The 24,018-nt window shown below is 32.0% G+C and carries 17 protein-coding genes and 3 tRNA genes; 7 read left to right on the forward strand and 13 right to left on the reverse strand.

Annotated features, from left to right (window positions below):
- Nucleotides 1-16 precede the first annotated feature (16 nt).
- The 4 genes from LOS89_RS10995 to mutS form a co-directional block, all read right to left on the reverse strand.
- Nucleotides 17-102, reverse strand: a tRNA-Leu gene (locus LOS89_RS10995).
- Nucleotides 103-163: 61 nt separating this feature from the next.
- Nucleotides 164-249 (reverse strand) — tRNA-Leu (locus LOS89_RS11000).
- A gap of 19 nt (nt 250-268) precedes the next feature.
- A tRNA-Gly gene (locus tag LOS89_RS11005) sits at nt 269-341 on the reverse strand.
- Nucleotides 342-458: 117 nt separating this feature from the next.
- Nucleotides 459-3,026 (reverse strand): DNA mismatch repair protein MutS, encoded by a 2,568-nt coding sequence (mutS, locus tag LOS89_RS11010; RefSeq protein ID WP_231837070.1) that lies wholly within the window; start codon nt 3,024-3,026, stop codon nt 459-461.
- 165 nt (nt 3,027-3,191) lie between these two features.
- On the opposite strand from mutS, the gene LOS89_RS11015 reads away from it, so the two are divergent.
- Entirely contained in the window at nt 3,192-3,719 is a 528-nt protein-coding gene (locus tag LOS89_RS11015) for an RNA methyltransferase (protein ID WP_231835296.1), read from the forward strand.
- A gap of 8 nt (nt 3,720-3,727) precedes the next feature.
- Here LOS89_RS11015 and LOS89_RS11020 read toward each other — a convergent pair whose 3' ends face one another.
- Both LOS89_RS11020 and folK read right to left on the reverse strand, forming a co-directional pair.
- The gene (locus LOS89_RS11020; RefSeq protein ID WP_231835297.1) at nt 3,728-4,246 is read right to left on the reverse strand and encodes a hypothetical protein; all 519 of its coding nucleotides are present in this window, start codon (nt 4,244-4,246) and stop codon (nt 3,728-3,730) included.
- Between the two features lie 10 nt (nt 4,247-4,256).
- The gene (gene folK / locus LOS89_RS11025; protein ID WP_231835298.1) at nt 4,257-5,387 is read right to left on the reverse strand and encodes a 2-amino-4-hydroxy-6-hydroxymethyldihydropteridine diphosphokinase; all 1,131 of its coding nucleotides are present in this window, start codon (nt 5,385-5,387) and stop codon (nt 4,257-4,259) included.
- Between the two features lie 115 nt (nt 5,388-5,502).
- Here folK and sppA point away from each other — a divergent pair, with 115 nt between their 5' ends.
- The 4 genes from sppA to LOS89_RS11045 all read left to right on the forward strand — a co-directional run bounded on the left by sppA (nt 5,503) and on the right by LOS89_RS11045 (nt 12,504).
- Entirely contained in the window at nt 5,503-7,269 is a 1,767-nt protein-coding gene (sppA, locus tag LOS89_RS11030) for a signal peptide peptidase SppA (RefSeq protein WP_231835299.1), read from the forward strand.
- Between the two features lie 139 nt (nt 7,270-7,408).
- The gene (locus tag LOS89_RS11035; RefSeq protein WP_231835300.1) at nt 7,409-10,024 is read left to right on the forward strand and encodes an AsmA-like C-terminal region-containing protein; all 2,616 of its coding nucleotides are present in this window, start codon (nt 7,409-7,411) and stop codon (nt 10,022-10,024) included.
- A gap of 295 nt (nt 10,025-10,319) precedes the next feature.
- Complete coding sequence (locus LOS89_RS11040) at nt 10,320-10,877, forward strand: outer membrane beta-barrel protein (RefSeq protein WP_231835301.1); 558 nt, start codon at nt 10,320-10,322, stop codon at nt 10,875-10,877.
- 22 nt (nt 10,878-10,899) lie between these two features.
- Nucleotides 10,900-12,504: an Ig-like domain-containing protein gene (locus LOS89_RS11045; RefSeq protein ID WP_231835302.1), complete on the forward strand. Its 1,605-nt coding sequence runs from the start codon at nt 10,900-10,902 to the stop codon at nt 12,502-12,504.
- A gap of 96 nt (nt 12,505-12,600) precedes the next feature.
- Here LOS89_RS11045 and LOS89_RS11050 read toward each other — a convergent pair whose 3' ends face one another.
- Nucleotides 12,601-13,392: a DUF2797 domain-containing protein gene (locus LOS89_RS11050; RefSeq protein WP_231835303.1), complete on the reverse strand. Its 792-nt coding sequence runs from the start codon at nt 13,390-13,392 to the stop codon at nt 12,601-12,603.
- A gap of 100 nt (nt 13,393-13,492) precedes the next feature.
- Between LOS89_RS11050 and LOS89_RS11055 the strand changes: the two genes are divergently transcribed.
- Both LOS89_RS11055 and LOS89_RS11060 read left to right on the forward strand, forming a co-directional pair.
- On the forward strand, nt 13,493-15,004 hold the full coding sequence (locus LOS89_RS11055) for a GH3 auxin-responsive promoter family protein (RefSeq protein WP_231835304.1): 1,512 nt from the start codon (nt 13,493-13,495) through the stop codon (nt 15,002-15,004).
- Between the two features lie 368 nt (nt 15,005-15,372).
- Nucleotides 15,373-16,935 (forward strand): OmpA family protein, encoded by a 1,563-nt coding sequence (locus tag LOS89_RS11060; protein ID WP_231835305.1) that lies wholly within the window; start codon nt 15,373-15,375, stop codon nt 16,933-16,935.
- Nucleotides 16,936-17,156: 221 nt separating this feature from the next.
- Here LOS89_RS11060 and clpX read toward each other — a convergent pair whose 3' ends face one another.
- The 6 genes from clpX to LOS89_RS11090 form a co-directional block, all read right to left on the reverse strand.
- Nucleotides 17,157-18,389 (reverse strand): ATP-dependent Clp protease ATP-binding subunit ClpX, encoded by a 1,233-nt coding sequence (gene clpX, locus LOS89_RS11065; RefSeq protein WP_231835306.1) that lies wholly within the window; start codon nt 18,387-18,389, stop codon nt 17,157-17,159.
- A 79-nt stretch (nt 18,390-18,468) separates the two neighbouring features.
- Nucleotides 18,469-19,125 (reverse strand): ATP-dependent Clp endopeptidase proteolytic subunit ClpP, encoded by a 657-nt coding sequence (gene clpP / locus LOS89_RS11070; RefSeq protein WP_231835307.1) that lies wholly within the window; start codon nt 19,123-19,125, stop codon nt 18,469-18,471.
- 161 nt (nt 19,126-19,286) lie between these two features.
- Nucleotides 19,287-20,612, reverse strand: coding sequence for a trigger factor (tig, locus tag LOS89_RS11075; protein ID WP_231835308.1), 1,326 nt, complete (start codon nt 20,610-20,612; stop codon nt 19,287-19,289).
- A 101-nt stretch (nt 20,613-20,713) separates the two neighbouring features.
- Entirely contained in the window at nt 20,714-21,058 is a 345-nt protein-coding gene (locus LOS89_RS11080) for a phage holin family protein (RefSeq protein WP_231835309.1), read from the reverse strand.
- 77 nt (nt 21,059-21,135) lie between these two features.
- On the reverse strand, nt 21,136-22,698 hold the full coding sequence (locus tag LOS89_RS11085; RefSeq protein ID WP_231835310.1) for an SGNH/GDSL hydrolase family protein: 1,563 nt from the start codon (nt 22,696-22,698) through the stop codon (nt 21,136-21,138).
- Nucleotides 22,699-22,715: 17 nt separating this feature from the next.
- Nucleotides 22,716-23,954: an OmpP1/FadL family transporter gene (locus LOS89_RS11090; RefSeq protein ID WP_231835311.1), complete on the reverse strand. Its 1,239-nt coding sequence runs from the start codon at nt 23,952-23,954 to the stop codon at nt 22,716-22,718.
- Nucleotides 23,955-24,018: the final 64 nt, after the last annotated feature.

The raw sequence follows: 24,018 nt of genomic DNA on the forward strand, positions 1-24,018 counted from the left end.
AGTTAGAAGCTTTTTGTACTCAAGGCGGGACTTGAACCCGCACGGGCATTACTACCCACTGGATTTTAAGTCCAGCGTGTCTACCAATTCCACCACTCGAGCGTTGGTAATTATCTGAAAATTTAAAAATAAAGCCTTTTTGAACCAAGCAAAAAGGCTTTAGTACTCAAGGCGGGACTTGAACCCGCACGGGCATTACTACCCACTGGATTTTAAGTCCAGCGTGTCTACCAATTCCACCACTCGAGCAAAATTTAAATTTTCATTGAGCGAAAAACGGGGTTCGAACCCGCGACCTCAACCTTGGCAAGGTTGCGCTCTACCAACTGAGCTATTTTCGCATATAATTAAGAACGTTTTTCTTGATTGCGAGTGCAAATATATAATATATTTTTCTTTCCACAAGAACTTTTAAACAAAAAATCTAACTTTTTCATAACGCTTTGATTACGAATAAATTATTTTTTTACCAACATTCGTTTTATTTCGTTCAACTTCATTAAAGCTTCAACTGGCGTTAATGTATTGATGTCGATATTTACAATTTCTTCTTTAATTTCTTCTAAAAGCGGATCATCTAAATTGAAGAAACTCAATTGCAATTCATCACTAGCCGATTTTATTCCAGCCAATTCTTCACTTGAATGTCTTTTCTCTAGTTGTTTCAATAGTTTTTGTGCTTTTTGAATTACAATTTGAGGCATTCCAGCCATTTTTGCTACGTGAATACCAAAACTATGCGCACTTCCTCCTTTAACCAATTTACGAATGAATAAAACCGTATCTTTTAATTCCTTTACCGAGACATTAAAGTTTTGAATTCTATCAAACGTAACTTCCATTTCGTTTAACTCGTGATAATGCGTAGCAAACAACGTTTTTGGCTTATTTGGATGTTCATGCAAGTATTCTGAAATTGCCCAAGCAATCGAAATTCCATCGTAAGTTGAAGTTCCTCTTCCAATTTCATCTAGCAAAACCAAACTTCTTTCTGAAATATTGTTCAAAATAGAAGCTGTTTCATTCATTTCTACCATAAAAGTAGATTCTCCCATCGAAATATTATCACTTGCTCCTACTCTAGTAAAGATTTTATCCACAACACCCATTCTAACGCTTTCTGCAGGAACAAAACTTCCCATTTGCGCCATTAATACAATTAAAGCCGTTTGACGCAAAATAGCCGATTTACCCGACATATTCGGACCCGTAATCATAATGATTTGTTGGGTTTCTCTATCTAAATATACATCATTCGTAATATAAGGTACTCCAACAGGTAATTGCTTTTCAATTACTGGATGACGACCATCTTTAATTTCTAAATCGAAACTATCATCCAATTCTGGACAAACATATTTGTTATCAATCGCTAATTGCGTAAAAGAAGTTAAACAATCCAATTGCGCTATCAAATTGGCATTCAATTGTACGTGCTTAATATAAGTTGCTATCCAATTAATTAATTGTTCAAACAATTGGGTTTCTAATTGATGGATTTTTTCTTCAGCACCTAAGATTTTCGATTCGTATTCTTTTAGTTCTTCTGTAATATATCGTTCAGCATTAACTAAAGTTTGTTTACGAATCCATTCAGCCGGAACTTTATCTTTATGTGTATTTCTAACTTCTATATAATACCCAAAAACATTATTGAAAGACACTTTTAAGGAAGGAATTCCTGTTGCAGCACTTTCTCTTTGTTCCAATGCTTCCAAATACCCTTTTCCTGTAGATGAAATATTTCGCAATTCATCTAATTCCGGATGAACACCAACAGCTATTGCATTTCCTTTATTCACACTTACTGGAGCATCTTCTTGAATAGTTGCTTTAATCTTTTCGCGTAACAATTCGCAAGCATGCAAACTATCACCAATTACTCGTAAAGCTTCATTATTACTTTCTAATGCCAAAGTTTTAATTGGAATTATAGCATCTAATGAATCTTTCAAGAAATTTACTTCTCTTGGCGAAATTTTACCTGTCGCAACTTTTGAAATCAAACGTTCCAAATCTGAAATTTGTTTGATTTGATATTGAATTTGATTTAATATTTCAGGATTCGATTTCAAATACGAAATTACTTCATGGCGACTTCTAATTTTTGAAATATCTTTCAACGGAAGCGCCAACCATCTTTTTAACAATCTCGCTCCCATTGGTGAAAGTGTTTTATCAATTACATCTAAAAGCGTAACCGCATTAGGGTTATAACTGTGATATAACTCTAAATTCCTGATGGTAAACTTATCCATCCACACATAAGCATCTTCAGCTATACGTTGGATATTGGTGATATGTTGAATTTTATTATGCTGCGTTTCGGATAAATAATATAAAACAGCACCTGAAGCGATTAATCCATCTGTTAATTCCTCCACTCCAAAACCTTTGAGCGAATTGGTTTGAAAATGCTTGGTTAAACTCTCCAAAGCATAATCTTCTTTATACACCCAATCTTCTAAAAAGAAAGTATGAAAATCCTCTCCGAAAATAGAATTGAATTGGTTTTTAAATTGTTTTGGTATTAAAATCTCACTTGGGCGGAAATTTTGCAATAATTTATCAATATACTCTTCGTTTCCTTGCGATACCAAAAACTCTCCGGTGGAAACATCTAAAAACGAAACCCCTACTATTTTCTTCCCAAAATGAACAGAAGCCAAAAAGTTATTCGATTTCGACTGCAACACCTCATCATTCATCGAAACACCAGGAGTTACTAATTCTGTAACACCACGTTTTACAATCGTTTTTGTCATTTTTGGATCTTCTAATTGATCGCAAATTGCAACACGAAGTCCTGCTTTAACTAATTTAGGCAAATAGGTATTTAATGAATGGTGTGGAAAACCCGCTAACGCAGTTTCGCTATCACTTCCTGCTCCACGCTTGGTTAAAGTAATTCCTAAAATTCCTGCAGCACGAACTGCATCTTCTCCAAAAGTCTCATAAAAATCCCCTACGCGAAACAGCAAACAAGCATCTGGATACTTATTTTTAATTTCGTTATATTGTTTCATCAAAGGGGTTTCCTTTGGAGCTTTATCAGAAGTTGTTGCAGATTTTTTAGCCACAATTTTTTAATTTTAAGTAGAGTTGCGAAGGTAAGAATTTCAAATACAATCACAATATGAATTTCAAAAATCGAATTTTCAAATTCTACAATTAATCTTTACTTTTGTGGCATGAGAAAATTAGCCAACGCAGAATTAGAACGTAAAAATATTGAAGAGTTCAAAGAAGCTCAAAAAACACCAATTATTATTGTTTTAGACGATATTAGAAGTTTACACAATATTGGTTCGGTTTTTAGAACTTCAGATGCTTTTTTAATAGAAAAAATCTATCTGTGTGGCATTACGGCAACTCCTCCAAATAAAGAAATTCACAAAACAGCTCTTGGCGCTACTGAAACTGTGAATTGGGAATATGCGAAAGATGTTTTAGAAGTGGTGAATCAATTGAAATCAGAAAATGTAAAAGTATATTCGGTAGAACAAACCGAAAATTCGATTATGCTAGATGATTTTCAGCCAGAAGCTGAAACAAAATATGCTTTAATTTTTGGAAACGAAGTTAAAGGTGTTTCTCAAGAAGCAATTAATTTAAGTGATGGTGTAATTGAAATTCCGCAATTGGGAAGCAAACATTCATTGAATATTTCAGTTAGTGCAGGAATTGTGATTTGGGATTTGTTTCAGAAGATGAAATAAATGGCATATTAATCTCCATAGATAATTCCCCAATAACCAATTTTGAGTTTATAATTCACAAATTCTTGATTATCATATATTTCTGTCCTCAATTCTATCTTTCGATTTAATTTTTCATCATTAATTTCAATATTATAATAATCTCCACCTCTTCCTGTATGATGATAAACATCTATCACATTACCGGAAATTATAATTTGCTCATTTCCTATTAAAGCGTTACTTACAACAACTAAAAATCGAGTAAAAAAGAACAAACTAAAAAAAATCAATATTGAATATACTAAAGGTGCAAAAACTCTATCAAACTTTTTTGGTCTTTCATTTTCTTGTTTTATAAATTTAGAATAAAACTTATAAACTAAAAAAGATAGAATACCTGACAAAATAATAATTGGTATTATTAGATTTTGAAGAACTATCTCAGACGCTTTACCAATATCAATGATGTCATAAGGAGAAGTATAACTTGCAAAAAAAGCAGTAAAAAGTCCAAAAAATACTGGGATAACAATTTCTTTTTTCATCTTTTTTTAATTAGCAAATTTTCTTTTTGATCTCACTCAAAATCTTCACATAATCTTCTTGTTTTTTCACGAAATCTAAATCAGAAACATCAATAATCAACACATTTAAATCGGTTTGGGTTTTGATGTAATCCAAATAACCTTGATTAATTTTTTCTAGGTAATCGGCCGGAATTTCTTGCTCGTAACTTCTGCCACGCTTTTTGATGTTTACCAGTAATCTTTCAGTATTTTGGTACAAATACACGTACAAATCAGGTTTTGGCATTTCTTTATGAATGATGTCAAACATGGTTTTGTACAAACGAAATTCATCTTCTTGAAGCGTGACTTTTGCAAAAATCAACGATTTAAAAATATGATAATCGGCTACCACAAAATCTTTGAACAAGTCAAATTGCGCCAAATCATCTGATAATTGTTGGTATCTATCCGCTAAAAAAGACATTTCTAAAGGAAACGCATAACGGCTTTGATCTTTGTAAAACTTAGGTAAAAACGGATTATCGGCAAAACGCTCTAAAACCAATTTTGCATTACAATCTTGTGCAATTTTTGAAGACAAAGTTGTTTTTCCAGCGCCAATATTTCCTTCAATAGCAATATAATTGAATTGTTGTAATTCTAATTTTTCAATTGGCGAAACTAACGATGCTACAACTTTTATTTCGCTGTTATCCTCAGTTTGAGATAACAATTGCAGAATTGTTTTCTTTAAAATTGGATGTTCCCAATTCAATCCTAAATCCATCATGGGTTGCAACACAAACTTGCGATTTTGCATTAATGGATGCGGAACTTGCAAGTTTTCAGTAGAAATAATTTCCTCGTCAAAAGCAATGATATCAACATCAATAATTCGCGCTTGATATCCTGAATCTTTGGTACGAATTCTACCTAACTTCTTTTCTACTCTCAAAACCTGATTCAAAATTTTTTGAGCCGATTTTGTAGTGTGAATTAAAATTGCAGCATTATAAAAAGGCTCACTTTCAAAACCCCAAGCTGGCGTTTCGTAAATTTTGGAAACCTTTACAACCGTTGCTACTTCACTATGAATCAAATCAATACAAGCCTGAATCGTTTCAAAACGATTTCCTTGATTACTTCCTAACGATACTATAACTTGGTGTTGACTCATATTGGCAAAATAACAAACATTTTTAGACTTCTAATTTACCTTTTCCATTTTTTTATGAACATGTAACAATTTTTGAGTTTTTTCTACTAATGCTATGAATTAAAATGAAAATGAAATGAAATTTTTAGGAAATGTATTAGCTACAATTGTTGGGTTATTTGTTTTTTGCATAATGTCCTTTTTTGGTATTATCATAATTGGTGCCATTGCAGGAGGCGGAGACGAAACCGTTACTGTAAAAAATAATTCCGTTATTGAATTAGATTTATCAAAAGTAAGTTTGGATTATGCTGGAAAAACCAACTACAAAGACTTTAATTATTTTGAAGCGCATCATGATGGTGTTACCGATATTTTAAATGCCATTGAAGCTGCAAAAAAAGATAAAAAAATTAAAGGAATTTCGATTCTTAACAACCAATCACAACTAGGTTTAGCCCAAAGCAAAGCAGTACGAGATAAATTAGAAGATTTCAAAAAATCTGGAAAATTTGTTTATGCTTACGCTAATTTTTACACACAAGGCGAATATTATTTAAATTCGGTTGCAGACCAAGTATATTTAAACCCAATGGGGGAAGTTGATTTCAAAGGATTATCTTCTGAAATTATCTACATGAAAGAGTTACAAGAAAAATCAGGTATTAAGTTTGAAGTAATTCGTCATGGAAAATACAAAAGCGCTGTTGAACCTTACTTATCACAAGAAATGAGTCCAGAAAACCGCGAACAAATGACTGTTTTGTTAAACTCGGTTTGGACTACTATTGTAGAAGATATTGCTAAAAGCAGAAAACTATCAGTAGCGCAATTAAATGCTATCGCCAATTCATTAGGAGCAAGAACACCAGAATTAGCTTTAGCAAATAAATTAGTGGATAAAATAGCTTATGAAGACGAATATCACGATATGATTAGAGCGAAATTAAAGCTTGACAAAAAAGAAAAATATGATATCGTAAGTATCACAGATTATGCAAAAACTGCCGCTTCAACTGTTGAAGATTATACAAAGAAAGATATCATTGCTGTAATTTATGCACAAGGAGAAATTGCAGGAGGTGAAGGTGATGTAAATATAATAGGAGAAGGTTCAATTAAGCGATCTTTACAAGAAGCAAGAGAGAATGAAGATGTAAAAGCAATTGTTTTACGTGTAAATAGCCCTGGAGGAAGTGCTTTGACTTCAGAGTTGATTTGGAGAGAAATTGAAATCACTAAAAAAACAAAGCCTGTTGTAGTTTCTATGGGGAATTATGCCGCTTCTGGAGGATATTACATTGCAGCTAATGCGGATCGAATTTTCGCAGAACCAAACACGATTACAGGTTCTATCGGAGTTTTTGGAATGCTACCTAATATGAACCAATTAGGTAAAAATATCGGAATTAATGCCGAACAAGTTAAAACTCACGAAAACGCAAGTGGTTATAGCATTTTTGAACCAATTGACGAGAACTTTAAAGGATTTGTTTTAGAAAGCATCGAAAAAACCTATGCTACTTTTCTTAAAAGAGTAGCTGATGGAAGAAAAATGACCACTGAACAAGTTGATGCTATTGCACAAGGACGAGTTTGGACAGGAATTGACGCTCAAAAACTAGGCTTAGTAGACGAAATTGGTGGTTTAGATGCTGCCATTAAATATGCAGCAAAACTTGGAAAAACAAATTCGTACAGAACTGAAAACTTCCCAGAATACGAAAAAAGCTTTGAAGATTTATTAGCTAATTTCACAGGAATGGCCATGTTTAAAACTAAAGAGCAATTATTAAAAGAACAACTTGGTGAAGAAGGCTATCAAATGCTAGAACAAATAAAACGAGTTAAAAGCAGAAAAGGTATCCAGGCCATGATGCCATACGAAATTGAGATTCATTAATCTTTACTGTAAACATCAAAATCCCAAAGACAATTCGTTTTTGGGATTTTTTTATATATTTTACCCAAATTTAATGCGTAAATTTACAATTGGTATTACTTTTGTGTAGCTAAAATCATTCACTTTAAAAAATATAATCATGTTAAAGAAAGTTTTAAAAGGACTTGGGATATTTCTTTTGGTAACCATCATCGTATTAGCAGCCGCACCTTATTTGTTTAAAGACAAAATCAAGGAAATGATTGCTAAAACATTAAACGAAAATGTTAATGCTAACATTGCATTCGAAGATGTGGATTTGAGTTTGTTTAAAAGTTTTCCACAAGCTCATGTAACAATTGATAAGCTGAGCATCATAAACAAAGCTCCTTTTGCTGGCGATACGCTTTTATATGCTGGAGAAACCAATGTAACTATGAGTGTAAAAGAACTTTTTAAAGGCGATGGTGAAACCATGAGTTTAGAAAGTTTTAGCGCTGTTAACGGAATTGTAAATATCATTTTCAATAAAGAGGGTGTAGGTAATTTTGACATCGCTATAAAAGAAGCAGAAGAAAAAAAACCTTCTGATAGTAAGCCATTTTCTTTAGACATACAAAAGTATGGAGTTGAGAATCTAAAATTCAGTTATATTGATGAAGGTTCGAACATGAAAATGGTTTTAGACAGCATTTATCATGAAGGAAAAGGAAATTTTGCTGCTCAAAAATTAGATTTAGAAACCAAAACTTCGGCAAAATTATCTTTTGAAATGGAGAAAATGAGCTACATGAACAATGTAGGAATCACTTTAGATGCTATTTTAGGAATTGATTTAGAGAAAAGCAAATACGAATTCAAAGACAATAAAGCCTTAATCAATCAATTACCATTAGAATTTAATGGATTTATTCAAATGGTGGAAGCGGGTCAAACCTATGACTTAACATTCAAAACACCAACCTCTGATTTCAAAAACTTCTTAGGATTAGTTCCTGCTGCTTATTCTGGCGATATTAATAAAGTAAAAACATCAGGACAATTCTCGGTAGATGGAAAAGTAAAAGGAAATTTAACCGAAACTTCGATTCCAACATTTGATGTGAAAATTGCTTCGAATAATGCCTCTTTCCAATATCCTGATTTACCAAAATCAGTAAAAAATATTGTAATTAACACCCATATTGTTAATGAAACTGGTGCAATGAATGACACTTATGTAAATTTACATCAACTCTCATTTGCTATTGACCAAGACGTTTTTAATGCGAAGGCAATTGTGAAAAATATTGCTACAAACGCATTAGTAGATGCCGAATTAAAAGGAACTATCAATTTAGCAAACGTTACAAAAGCCTATCCGGTAAAATTAGACAAACCCTTAACTGGAATTCTAAAAGCCGATGTAAAAACGAAGTTCGATATGCAATCGGTTGAGAAAAGTCAGTATCAAAACATACAAAACTCGGGAACCGTTAGTTTAACTGGATTTAATTATGAAGGTCCAGAAATGGCAAAACCATTTAAGATTAATCAAGCTGCAGTTGCTTTTAATCCAAATCACATCAACTTGAGTCAATTTGATGCTAAAACTGGAACATCTGACATTCAGATTAATGGAACTCTAGATAATTTTTATGGCTTTTTATTTAGAAACCAAATTTTGAAAGGAAACTTTTATATGAACTCGACCAAATTAGTAGTTTCTGATTTCATGACACCTACTACCACAACTAGTGATGATGGCAAAAAAACTACCGAAGCTGTTAAAATTCCTTCATTCTTAGATTGCAGCATTACAGCTAAAGCGGGAACAGTTATTTATGACAATTTAAACTTAAAAGATGTTTCAGGTAACCTAACTATTCGTGACGAAGCTGTTATGTTAAACAACTTAAAAATGGGAGTTTTTGGAGGAAATATTGGTTTAACCGGAACCGTTTCAACAAAAGGAAAAACTCCAAAATTTGATATGAATTTAGGATTAAATTCGGTTAACATTGCAGAATCTTTTACACAATTAGACATGCTAAAATCGATTGCTCCAATTGCAGGAGTTGTCAATGGAAAACTGAATTCGACCATTAAATTATCTGGTGATTTACAAAATGATATGACCCCAAATTTAAAAACGATTTCTGGTGATTTATTTGGACAATTATTATCAACTACTATTAATGAAAAGAATTCAGCTATGTTAACTGCATTGAGTTCCAACATGAAATTCATCGATATGAGTAAAGTAAATCTTAATGATGTTAAAGCGGCTCTTTCTTTTAAAGATGGAAAAGTAAATGTAAAACCTTTCGATATCAAATATCAAGATATTACTGTTAATGTTGGCGGAAGTCATGGTTTTGATCAAACGATGAATTATAATTTAAAATTTGATGTTCCTGTTAAATACTTAGGAAAAGAAGTGACAAATTTAGTGGCAAAATTAACCCCTGCCGACCAAAAACAGATTACAAGTATTCCGGTTACAGGATTGATGACTGGTAACTTCACGCAACCTAAATTTAATTCCGATTTAAAACAATCTACTACTAATTTAACCACACAGTTGGTTAAAATGCAGAAAGACAAATTGGTTAATCAAGGAACTTCTGCCTTGAGCAATTTAATTAACGGAACAAAAGGAAATAACTCTGGAACTACAACAGCTACAGACACTACTAAAACTAAATCTACTCCTAAAGAAGAAATTAAAAACACCATTAAAGACAAAGCTGGTGCAATAAAAAATTTATTTGGCGGCAAGAAAAAAGAAGAATAAACAACAAATAACAACATAAACCCTTTCAATTGAAAGGGTTTTCTGTTATAAGCTCATCTTCACCACATAACCTTCATAAGTTCTAACATTAAAAACGGTTCCATCTTCAAAAAAAGTAAAAACCGTAACATTTTTACGGTAAAACCGTAAAATCAGATTATTTTTAATACCGATTTTTGTGTAAATTTTTTAATTATACAAAAATGAAACAAAAAATAACTAAATTTTCGCAAGGGAACAGCCCTCCAAAAAGAAAAATTAACTTTACATTTTTAATATTTAACACATTACAAACATGAAGACAATTCAATTATTTATCACTATTGCATTATTATCATTTTTAACAACTAACGCTCAAATTACAAAAGGGAATTGGATGGTTGGAGGCACTGGAAGCTTCACAAATTATAAAAGTACTTTTCAAAGCGGTAATACCGAAATTAGTCAAACAGGGAGTGCATTAAATATTTCTCCAAATTTAGGCTACTTTATTGTAGATAATGTTGTTCTTGGTTCTATTGTAAGTTTTAGCTTTTCAAATCCATCTGGTGACAACAATAATAGTCAAGGTTATGGTTTATCACCCTTTATTAGATATTACTTTAGAAAATCTGATAAAATGATTAACCCTTTTTTACAAACGGGTTATAGTTTAAGTAAAGGTAAAAGTGATTCAGGGGGATCAAATAAAAGCACTGGATATACAATTAAAGGAGGTTCAGCTATTTTTTTAAACAGTAGTGTTGCTCTTGAACTCTCGCTTAATTATGATTCATCAAAGTTTAATTCAGATGTAAAATCTAATAATTTTACAGTTGGAATTGGTTTTCAAATACATTTAGAGAAAAAATAAAAATCTTTTAAAAAACAATAAAATGAAAAACAAAATAAAGTTTTTAAAATTAGTTGTAATACTATTTTTTAGTTTTAATACTCATTCTCAAGTAACAGTAAGTGTACAAAATTTACAATATACAAATAATGGTCAACCTACTGTGTATCCATCAAATTGTGGGAATATAGATTTAGCATCAAGTATTAGCACATCATTATATTTAAGTATAAATTTAAGTAAACCTAATGGTCAAGTTGTTGGTTTAAGTGATTTGCGTGTTTATACTCAGAAATCCTCCTCAGACTCGAGAATTGAAAGAAGTTGGATACAAATTCAAGAATCATTTTGGAGTACATCAGAACCAAGTACCTATCTTACAACTGCTAATTTCTCAATAAATTCTTCCGATTTTAATACTTCTGGTGGTACTTTATTTGTAGTTTTTAAGTCAAGTGGAAATGTTGAATATCAAACTGCTTGTAGCTTTACAATTACCAAAACCCCTCCTCCGTCATTTTCATTATCACCTTCAACAGTAAGTTTAGGTTGTGGTGATACAAGCCTAAGAACATTTACTATTACTCCAGCAAATATTCCAAGTGGGGCAAATGTAACTTATAGTTGGAATCATCCAGGTTGGACATTAGTTAGTTCAACAGCTACTTCTAGAACTTTACAACCAAATTCTACTAATAATTTACCTTCAAATGTAACCGTAACCCCAAGTATTAATAGTGTTACTCAAGCTACTAAAACTTGCGTTGTCAGCCGTGCTCCTTTTAATACAAACACACTTTCAATTTCGGGTAATAATTATGTTTGTGATACTGGTATTTATTCCATAAACAATCTACCAAGTAGTGTAGTTATTCAATCTGTTACATCATCAAATAATAATATTGCAACAGTTAGTTTAACTGGTACTAATGAAATTTTAGTTACAAAAGTTTCAGATGGTATTGTTTCTATTTCTGCTACTGTTCAAAATACTTGTAATCAAATAGCAACGATTTCTAAAGAAAATATACAAATTGGAATTCCTAGTAATGTAAACGATGCCGTTATTTCAGGTTCTAGTTCTGTTTGTTCAAATCAGTATTATACTTACACAATCACAGAAGCAAGTCATCCTTGTATAACCACTTTTAATTGGGATGTTTCTCCAAACTTGCAAATAATTTCTCAAAATTCAAATAGTGTAACTGTAATTAAAAATCCATCTGACAATCAAAATTCGGGTTACATTTCATATACTATTCCAAATACAAATGTTGAAATTAGAAAAGGAGTTTGGGTTGGTTTACCTGAAAATTCAGGATTAAACATACTTAAAATTGGTTCTTATGATTTTTATGCTGGTAGTTGGACAACTCTAAAGGCAACTTATAGCGCACTTATTTACCCTGAAAGTGGAAATTATAATTTAACTTACGAATGGATAATCCCTAATAGCTATGTGAGAAATTATACCGACACTGCTTACAAAGATGTAAATCCAAGGAGTAGTGATCAATTAAATATTGGCATAAGAGCATGGAATGAATGCGGTTGCACAGATTGGTTTTATAAATTATTTGACGTAATTAGTGCAGGTACAGGTGGAGGAGGCACAGGTGGAGGAAATGTATTAACACCTGCCAATTAACTCATACTTATATTTAATCTTAATTTTCTATAGCGACTTTCGTTTAATTGAAAGTCGCTATTATCATTTTTGTTTTTTATTAAAGAAATTAATATTCTACAAGCTCATCTTCACCACATAACCTTCATAAGTTCTAACATTAAAAACGGTTCCATCTTCAAATAGCAGATATTGACCTTTAATGCCGGTTAGCGTTCCAGAGAAGTTTGGTGTTTTATCTAAATTCAAACTCGTAATTTTTTTAGGATATTGCAATACTGGAAAATCTAGTTGGATAATTTTTTCTTCTTTTGGAAAATAGTCTTTTACTTCAGTTGGCAACCAATCGAAAACTTTATTTCGTTTAGCAATTAAATCCATCTCTAGATATTCATTTTTTAACATTTTTTGCCAATTGGTTTTATCTGCAAAATGATTTTTCAAGGCAACTTCTGTAATTCCTGCTAAATACCTATTTGGAACTTCAACTATTGGAATAGCTTGCACAGCGCCTTGGTCTATCCATCTAGTAGGAACTTGTGTTTTTCTTGTTACCCCTACTTTTACTTCACTTGATAAGGCTAAATACACTACATGAGGTTGTAATTGTATGCGTTTTTCATATTCCAAGTCTCTATCTTCAATATCTAAATGCGCGGTACTTAATTCGGGCTTCATAATCCAATCGCCAACTGCTGGGCTGCTCATAAAACAATCGTAACAAAATCCTTGACGAAAAATTTTCTTGGCTTTTCCGCAATTCAAACATTGGTAGCCTTGAAATTCAATTTCCATTGGTTTTCCTAATAATTGATTCAGATTTAAAAAACTGTTTTCAAAAACCAGATAGTATTGAATTGGATTCCCAAATTCGGTTTGCATTTTACTTAGCGTGCCTTGATAATTCATTTGTGTTAAGATTTACTTTTTAGTATTATTATTTAAAAAAAATGCTATTTTTGGTAAAGTTATTATTCCCAATTAATAATTCAAAATTAGAAATAGGTAAATGCCACTGCAAATTATAAATTCTGTTGCCACTTGGATATTGAAGAAGCGAATTCATCAAATGGAATTGTTTTTAAAATATCCTCAAGAAGTTCAAGAAGAATTACTTTTTAGCTTAATTAAATCGGCAGAAAATACACTAATTGGAAAAAAATACGAATTTTCATCCATAAAAAATTATGCTACATTTAATGAACGCATACCTATTTCAACTTATGAAGATTTAGAACCTTTAATTGAACGAACAAGACAAGGAGAACAAAATGTTTTTTGGAATACGAATATTAAATGGTTTGCAAAATCAAGCGGAACTACTAATGCTAAGAGCAAATTCATTCCTGTAAGTTCAGAAGCATTAGAAAATTGTCATTACAAAGCAAGTAAGGATTTATTGTGTTTGTATTTAAATAATAATGAAGATTCACAACTGTTTGTAGGAAAAAGTCTTCGTCTTGGCGGTAGCAAGCAATTGTATGAAGATAATAATACGTTCTTTGGTGATTTATCTGCCATTTTAATTGACAATATGCCAATATGGGCCGAGTTTAGCTCTACTCCTAGTAGTAAAATTTCCTTAATGGGAGATTGGGAAACCAAACTTCCAGCAATTATAAATGAGACTATCAATGAAAATGTAACTAGTTTAGCTGGAGTTCCTAGTTGGATGATGGTTTTGTTACAAAAATCATTGGAAACCACTGGAAAATCAAATATGTTGGAACTTTGGCCAAATGCTGAAGTGTACTTTCATGGTGGAGTAAATTTTGACCCTTATAGAGAACAATACAAAAAATTGTTCCCAAAAAGTGATTTCAAATATTACGAAATATACAATGCTTCGGAAGGATTTTTTGCAATCCAAGACCAAAATGATTCCAACGAATTGTTATTAATGTTGGATTATGGAATTTTCTACGAATTCATTCCAATGGAAACTTTCGGCACTTTAAACCAACGAGTAATCCGACTTAATGAAGTAGAATTAAACAAAAACTACGCATTGGTAATTACAACTAATTCAGGTTTGTGGCGTTATTTAATTGGCGACACCATTCGTTTTACATCGTTAAACCCATACAGAATTAAAGTTACAGGAAGAACCAAACATCATATCAACGTTTTTGGTGAAGAATTGATGGTTGAAAATACCGATACAGCTCTAACCAAAACTTGCAAAGAATTCAATTGTGAAATTATGGATTATACGGTGGCTCCCATTTTTATGAACGATAAACAAAAAGGCGCTCACGAATGGATAATAGAATTTAAAACCAAACCAAATAATATTGAGAATTTCCAAAAGGCTTTAGACGAAAATCTTCAAAGTGTCAATTCTGATTATGAAGCCAAACGTTACAACAACATGACCTTAAATCCGTTAGTATTAAATGTGGCTCGTGAAAATCTTTTTTATGATTGGTTAAAACAACAAGATAAACTAGGTGGTCAACACAAAGTACCACGACTTTCTAATGAACGAAATTATCTAGAAAGCCTATTAACACTACAATAAAACAGTATGAAAAAGAAGATAATATATTCTCTTATGACATTAGTCCTAATTACAGTATCTTGCGGACCAAGACGTTATAAATGTGGACCTTACAGAAAGTGCGAAAACACAATAGAAAAAACTAAAAAAAGTTCTTTTAACAACGAATTCTATAAAAACCAATATTGTTAATTTGATTTTATTGCGAAATCTTTAAGAAAATCGATTTACTCAAAATGCAGTAAATCGATTTTTTTTGCATTATATCGGATTTTTAGCTGGTTATCAATAAATAAATGCATATATAATTTTTTTTACAAAAAATAGCTCTAAATTTGCGCCCGATTTAACCCCTAGATTAACTAACTATTATTTAAGTATTTAAATTTATGAAACTAAACAAAATCCTTACGTTATTTTTACTATTAGGAAGCTTTTTATCATTTGGACAAGAACCTAAACGTTCAGAAGGAGCAGAAGCCATTGTAAATGCCATTAATAAAAACACAAAAGGAATTAGCTTCATTACTAGTGATACAGGAATCAATACGGAATTAAATGAAATTGGTACCACTTTCTTTAAAAACAAATACATCATCTTATCTAATAAAAAAAGAAGACATGCTGATGTAACTGTTAATCCAATTACAAATACTCCAAACAATAACTTATATTGTGTAGATGTGAAAGAAGACGGAAACTTATCTTTTCCACTACTTTTCTCTCAAGCGTTGGATTCTGAAAACGATGAAGGTTCAATCGGATTTTCTTCTGATCAAAGAACTATTTTCTTTACTCAAGAAAACCCTAATAATAAACAATTATTTACCCTACACAAAGCAACTCTTAATGAGAAAGATGCTAAAAAATGGACAAACATCACCAATTTAAATGTGGTTCCTGAGCAATATTCAGCTGAAACTCCAAGCGTTTCTCCTGACGGAAAGAAAATTTATATTGCTTCAAACATTCCTGGTGGATTTGGTGGATTTGATATTTATGAAGCTACTATTGCGCAAGATGGAACTATTGGGAAATTAGTTAACTTAGGTCCAAACGTAAATACTGCAGACGATGAGAAATATCCATACATGTCTTCTGACAGCAAATATTTATATTTTTCTTCTAAAGGACATTTAAATTTAGGTGGTTATGATGTATTTAGATCGGCTTATGTTGACAATTCATTCTTAACGGCAATGAATTTAGGTACTGATTTAAATTCAAGAAGAGACGATGTTGCTTTTGTAATGACTTCTCCATCTAAAGGATATATTTCAACGGATAAAAAACAATCGGGTAATTTTGATATTTTAAAATTCGAAATTAAAAAGCAAGAGAATTTACACTTTAGCTATACTGTAGTTGAAGAAGTTACTAAAACAGCTTTACCAAACGCAACAGTTGTTGTAACTGACGAATTTGGAACTAAATTAGCAGAGACTGTATCTGATAATAATGGCAAAATTAAATTAGCTTTAGAACCATTAACTTTTTATAACGTTGAAGTTATGAAAGATGGTTACGAAACTAAGAAAACAAACATTGCTACTGGTGATACAGATAAAAACATTGCTTTAACTCAAAAGAAAGCAGTTGTTACTGAAGACGCAATTGTAATTGAAAATATTTATTTTGATTTCAATAAATCAACAATTAAAAAAGAATCTGAATTATCGTTGAACAAAATTGTTGAAGTTCTTAAGAACAATACAAACATGAGTATTACAATTAATGCTCACACTGATAGCAAAGGTTCTGAAACTTACAACCAAACACTTTCAGAAAGTAGAGCAAAATCTGCATATCAATATTTACTTAAAAAAGGTATTCCAGCAACGCAATTAACTTACAAAGGTTTTGGTGAAAGCGAATTGTTAGAAAAATGCGAGAAATGTTCAGCTAAACAAGACCAAACAAATAGAAGGGTTGAATTCAAAATCGTAAAATAAAAAAGCACTCTCTCAATTAATCACAACTATAAAAAAATGAAAAAAATCTCTCTAGTATTAGCCTTATCAACAATTGTATTATTAACATCATGCTCTAGCGGCTGGAGTTGTAAATCAAGCTATGTAAATGCTAAACAAACTAAAACAATCGAGCAAAAGAAAAATGCTTAATCATAAAAAAAGGTCGCCAATGGCGACCTTTTTATTTATTAGTTATTTCCTTAAGAAACTGCTTTCAATCTTTGCAATAAATTTTTACTCAAACTGTTTTCAGCATATTCTTTTGTAACCTGAAGGTGTTTGTCGTCAGAACTTGGCAATTCGTACATAGCATCGGTTAAAATTGCTTCACATAACGAACGTAAACCTCTTGCTCCAAGTTTATACTCTAAAGCTTTAGAAACAATATAATCCAAAGCTTCTTCTTCGATATCTAAAGTCACTTCATCCATTTCAAACAATTTTTTATATTGTTTTACTAAGGCATTTTTAGGCTCTGTTAAAATAGCTCTTAACGTTTTTGCATCCAAAGGATCCATGTGTGTTAAAACGGGTAAACGGCCAATAATTTCTGGGATTAATCCAAAATCTTTAACATCCTTTGGAATCAAATATTGCAACAAATTATCTTTATCAATATGGTCAGTTCCAATAGACGAACTATACCCCACTGCTTGTCTGTTCAAACGTTTTGAAATGATTCTTTCAATACCATCAAAAGCGCCACCAGCGATGAATAAGATATTTTGAGTATTTACTTCAACAAATTTTTGATCTGGATGTTTTCTTCCTCCTTTAGGTGGTACGTTTACAACGGTTCCTTCTAACAGTTTCAATAAAGCTTGCTGTACTCCTTCACCCGAAACATCTCGGGTTATAGAAGGGTTATCGCTCTTACGGGCAATTTTATCAATCTCGTCAATAAAAACGATACCTCTTTCGGCTTTAGCTACATCATAATCGGCAGCTTGCAACAAACGAGTTAAGATACTTTCTACATCTTCTCCTACATAACCAGCTTCAGTTAAAACAGTTGCATCAACTATAGCCAAAGGAACATTCAACATTTTAGCAATGGTTTTTGCTACTAATGTTTTCCCTGTTCCGGTTTGTCCAACCATCAAGATATTACTTTTCTCTATCTCAACTTCGTCTTCTAATTGAATTTGCATCAAACGCTTGTAATGATTATAAACCGCTACACTCATTACCTTTTTAGTTTGATCTTGTCCAATAACGTAGTCATCTAAAAACGCACGAATTTCTTTTGGTTTTAAAAGAATCAAATCAGCAACCAATTCTGAATTTCCTGATTGCTTTAATTCCTCTAATACAATTCCGTGAGCTTGTTCGATGCATTTATCGCAAATATGCGCATTAATTCCTGCAATTAATAAATTGGTTTCAGGCTTTTTCCTTCCGCAGAATGAACACTCTAATACTTCTTTAGCCATTTTTTTCTTGGTTAAAGGTTTTGGCTAATGGGTGATGGGCAAACCTTTTACCTATAACCCATTACCTAACACCTTTTTATTATCTTGTTAAAACCTCATCAATCATTCCATATTCTTTAGCTTCAGCTGCTTTCATCCAATAATCCCTTTCGCTGTCTTTATAAACTTTATCGTAAGGTTGTTTTGAATGATGTGAAATGATTTGATATAATTCTTCTTTTAATTTCAACATTTCTTTCAAGTTGATTTCCATATCGGTAGCCACACCTTGTGCTCCTCCAGATGGTTGGTGAATCATCACTCTAGAATGGGGTAAAGCAGAACGTTTCCCCTCTGCTCCTGCACATAATAAAACTGCTCCCATAGAAGCCGCCATTCCGGTACAGATAGTAGCCACATCTGGTTTTACAAATTGCATGGTATCGTAAATTCCTAATCCAGCATATACACTTCCTCCTGGTGAATTGATATAAATACTGATATCTTTTGAAGCGTCAACACTTTCTAAAAACAACAATTGCGCTTGGATAATATTCGCCACATAATCATCAACACCCGTTCCTAAGAAAATGATTCTATCCATCATTAAACGAGAGAAAACGTCCATCGAAGCTACGTTTAATTGGCGTTCTTCAATAATATATGGCGTCATACTGCTAACGATTTTATCGTAATATAAACTGTTTACTCCGTGATGCTTAGTAGCATATTTTTTAAATTCTTTTCCGTAGTTCATAATTTTTTGTTTAAATGTTTAAGCGTTTAAAAGTTTAAATGAGTTGAACTAAAAAACATTATATTTTAAATGATTATCTTTTATTTTATGAAAGAAATGTCTTCAATAAAAAAGCGCCAAAACTAGTCTGACGCTCAAAGATAATTATTTTTTGTGAGATATTATTCTCCGTACATTTCTTTGATAAATTGCTCGTAATTCACTTCTTTAGTTTTAGCTTTTACTTTTTCTTTGTAAAGACCTAACATTTTTTCGCTCATTACTTGCTCTGATAAACGTTTTACTTCATCTTGGTTTGACATTACGCGAGCTACAATTCCGTTAATTTCATCTTCTGAAGGATTTAATTGACCAAATTGTGCCATTTGTTTCTTGATTAAATCAGCTGTATGTGATTGTAAATCTTCGAAAGTGATTTGTAAATTGTTTTCAGCCATTACTTTCCCTTCAATTAATTGGAAACGTAATCCTTTTTCAGATCTTGCAAATTCTTCTTCAGCTTGTTCAGCAGTTAAAGGTGTTTCACCAACTGTTTGAATCCATTTTTTTAGGAATTCAGCTGGTAAATCGAATTTTGTAGTTTCGATTAAGAATTCTGTAACATCGTTTAAGAATTTTTGATCAGCTTGTTGTGCGAATTGTGCTTCTGCATCTTCTTTGATTTTCGCTTTTAATTCTTCTACAGAAGAGATAACTCCAGGTCCGAATAATTTATCGAATAATTCTTGGTTTAATTCTGCTTTTTCAACTGAATTGATTTCCTCAATTGTAAAATCAACATTGATATCTAAACCATGAACATCATCATGACCTACTTTTAAGTAATCCATTAATTTGTGGTCATCGTCAAATAGACCTTTAGTTCCGATAGTTACCACATCACCTACTTTTTTACCAATGAAAGCTTTTGCTGCTTTTTTATCAGCAAAAATATCTAATGCAAAATTAGCTGGAGCGCTGATTCCTTTTTCTTCGTTAGTAAAAGTTCCTCTTACTTCGTAATCTGCTTTAACTTCAGATTGAGAAATTAACTTTCCGTATTGTTTTTGAATTCTTTCTACTTGCTCATTCAACATTTTATCATCTGCGATAACATTGAATTTAGTAACATTATTTTTAGCAGTTAAATCTACTGAAAATTGAGGTGCTAATCCTAATTCGAAATCAAAAGACAAATTATCATTATCCCAGTTGAAATCTTCTGTTACTTTTGGAAGTGGATTTCCAAGAATATCTAATTTTTCTGCTACTAAGTAATCGTTTAAAGACGATTGTAAAATTTTGTTTACTTCATCTAACAACACGGCTTTACCATATTGCTTTTGAATTAAACTCATTGGAACTCCTCCTTTTCTAAAACCTGGAACTGATGCGTTTTTTCTATAGTCAGCTAATACTTTTTCTACTTTATCAGAATAGTCTTCTTTTGTAATTGCTACTGTTACAATAGCATTTAAATCATCAACTTGCGTTTTTGTAATGTTCATTATTTCTTTTGTTTAAGTACCATAAAATTTGGGTTGCAAAATTATAGAATTTTTGCAACCCAAACAAGTTTTTAATTTATTGAAATTCAATTCGCTAAAAATTAATCTTCACTAACAAAAATTTTATTCAGAATGGATTGTGTAATTGATAATAAGACACTAAACAAAAGGGCATCAACAAAGCTGTCTACACTGAATTCTATAATAAAATAATCGCAGATTAAAATTATTATAGCATTGATTACTAATAAAAATAAACCAAGTGTAAAAAAAGTAACAGGAATCGTAAGCAAAACTAAAACAGGTTTTAAAAATGTATTTAAAAGTCCCAAAACAACCGCTACCAATAAAGCTCCGGTTAAATCAGTTACATGAACACCTGGCAAAAAATAAGACAGTACAAAAACAACAATTGTACTAATAAGAAGTTTAATAATTAAATTCATTATGATTTTATTTAAAATTTAAAGTTACAAAAAAAGGCATCAATAATGATGCCTCTTTTTTAATTATTTTTAAACTCTTAATTTGATGGTACAATACTTATACCAGGGAAATTAGCTGGAGAATAAATTGGAATATTAGCATGATAATGATTATTAATCACTTTGATAATCTCATTAGCAATTACAGCATAACCTCTTGGATTTGGATGCACACCGTCTAATGAAAACAACACAGAACTTGCGGTTGTAGGTGAGAAATAATTTGCAGTATAAATGGTACCGTCATCAATTCTCAACCCAGAAACCAATTGATTCATGATTAAATTCATATCTGCAACTGCCAAACCTTTTGAAGCAGCGATTGATCTGATAGCAGCATTGTAAGATGAAGTAGCATTTACAACTTTTACTTTTTCATTTGTTGTTAAAACCCATTTATTTGCTAATGGTAATGTTACACCATTAACATTAAAAGGAGCTGTTCCTGCAGGATTTTCTTGACCAATAATAGAACTCGATGGTAAAACAAATAAATCTTCCGCAGTAGCATGTCTAGCTTGACCATAAATTGCTCCTAATGCAGCAGCATTAGCCATCAACAAAGAATTACCAGAACCAGCAGCATATGCTTGAATTGTTGCACTAATGTTTGTTAAATCTGTATCTTTAATTAATACTGGATTTTTTGAACCAGGTGTTGTATTTAAAGGAGAAATTCTACCTCCTGTAGCAACTGATAAAAATTGATATAATGCAATTGCAGTAGCATTAGTCGCCGTAGCTTCTGCTGGTAATGCATTATAAGGAACGGTTGTAAAATAAGGAATAGAAGTCACACTTGGGATTGTAGCAACAACTCCTTTAGCGCCATTAGAAGTCAACGTATTAATAATATTTGAATAAACCCCTGCAAAAAGATTTGAATTTGTAATATCATTAGATCCATAAGTAGCAGGATTCATATTTCCTGTAATATTATGATCAGTAGCAGGTGTAACACCGTCAGCTTTAGCACCACCGTTAGTTGCATATGATAATACATCATTTGCTCCAATCCAGTTAGTGAAGAAAGTAGGATTTTTAGTCATCGCATCTCCTAAAACAGTAGCTGATGGAGAAGTTGCATGTCTAACAAAATAAGGGTTAGATTGACCAAGAGCAACGCCTGCTAAATTTCCATAACCAGGAGCAACTAAATGAAAGGATTTTGCACCTGGAACTCCCATATTATTATATGCAGTAGCTTGTAAATTTGAAACTTCAATAGATGGAGTTCCAGATAAATTTTCTGGACGACCTTGAGAAATGTCAATCACTAATCTTGTAGAACCAATTTGATTACCAAACAACATTAATCCTCCTAAATTGCTAGCATCATCTTCATAAGAAGGTTGAGTGAATGCACCACCACCTACTAATGCAAATTTTTGAGCTAATAAATTTGGGAAAGAATAGGTTTGACCCACTCTTGAAACCGTACCATCCATATAACCAGCAGTTAATGAATTACCAATAGCCACATATGATGTAAAATCAGCATCACCTGAAGTATAATTTGCATCTACTTCGTTTTCAAATTCTGGTTCACAAGAAGCAAAACCAGCAGCTAAAATAGCTAAGTATATAAATTTATTTTTCATCTTTCAAATATTAAAAATTAAAACCCGTATGTTATACCAATTCCTGGAGAGAAAACAACAGATTTATATGTTCCTCCAAAGCTACTTCCATCACTAACATGGTCGTAAGAATTATCAACTTCATCAAAATGTAAGTAAAGGAAAGAAAGGTCAATACCTAATTTACTGTTTACTTGATAAGTTAAACCTCCTGTATATCCCATAGAGTCATTTCTAGGTGTTTCTGGTGCAAAATAACCATCTTGTACAGGGCTTTCATCAAAATACCATCCTGCTCTAAAAGTAAATTTATCATTTGCAACATACTGCATCCCCACTCTATAAGTACTTGCATTTTTGTAATTTCTAGGATTATGAGAATCTTGAAGTGTTGGTGTATTATTAGTAAAGTCAACATCTAAACTTTTGTAAGCACTCCACATTGCTCTATTATAATCAAATGCAACTAAGAATTTATCAGTAACCTTATATGACATACCTACTGTTAATTCTGCAGGTAATGGTAAATCTGCATTAAATTTTGTAGTTGGTGCAGTACCGAATTCTGGATAATCTCCAAAAGTAACATCACCATCTCTAGCCTCCATGATTATTTCTGAACGATAGTTCATCCCAATACGTAATTTATTTGTAGGATTAAACATGAATCCTGCTGTATAACCCCAAGCGGTGATTCCTTTTGATTCAATAGTTAAATCTGTTCTTTCACCACCAGAGTTCGTAGTTGATCTATCTACGTTTCTATTAAAATTAACAGATCCTGTAGCAAAAATTGGACCGCCACCTACACTAAAATGCTCTCCTATTCTTACAGAAAGAGAAGGTTGAACAAAAATAGCTTGCAAATCAATATTATTTACCAAGTGAGAACCTTGCCAATCTTGATCCCATTCAACAGCACTTCCGTAAGGTGTATAAACAGCTAAACCAGCCGTAAACCAGTTATTTAACTTGTAAGTTGCATAAACACTAAAAGGAGTTCCAAAATTTTTAGTATCAGCTTCCCAACCATATTGAGAATTTTGAAATTTAGTGTTAGCAAACAGCCCATTTGCTCCAACAGATAAATTAAATTTCTTATCTAGGTAAGCCATACCTGCAGGATTAAAAAAAGCAACCTCTGCACTATTTACTACAGCAACACCTGTGTGCCCCATAGCTAATTGTTTTTGGCCTTGAATACTAACTCTGTATCCTCCTGCAAAAGCAGAAGAGCCAGCTAAAGCCAATAATGTTAAAGAAAGTAATTTTCTCATAATGTAAAAATGTGTTAGTTTTTTCTTTGTTATAATAAATCAATACTTCAAAAGTATAACAAAA

It is taken from the genome of Flavobacterium channae, assembly GCF_021172165.1.
GTDB lineage: Bacteria > Bacteroidota > Bacteroidia > Flavobacteriales > Flavobacteriaceae > Flavobacterium > Flavobacterium channae.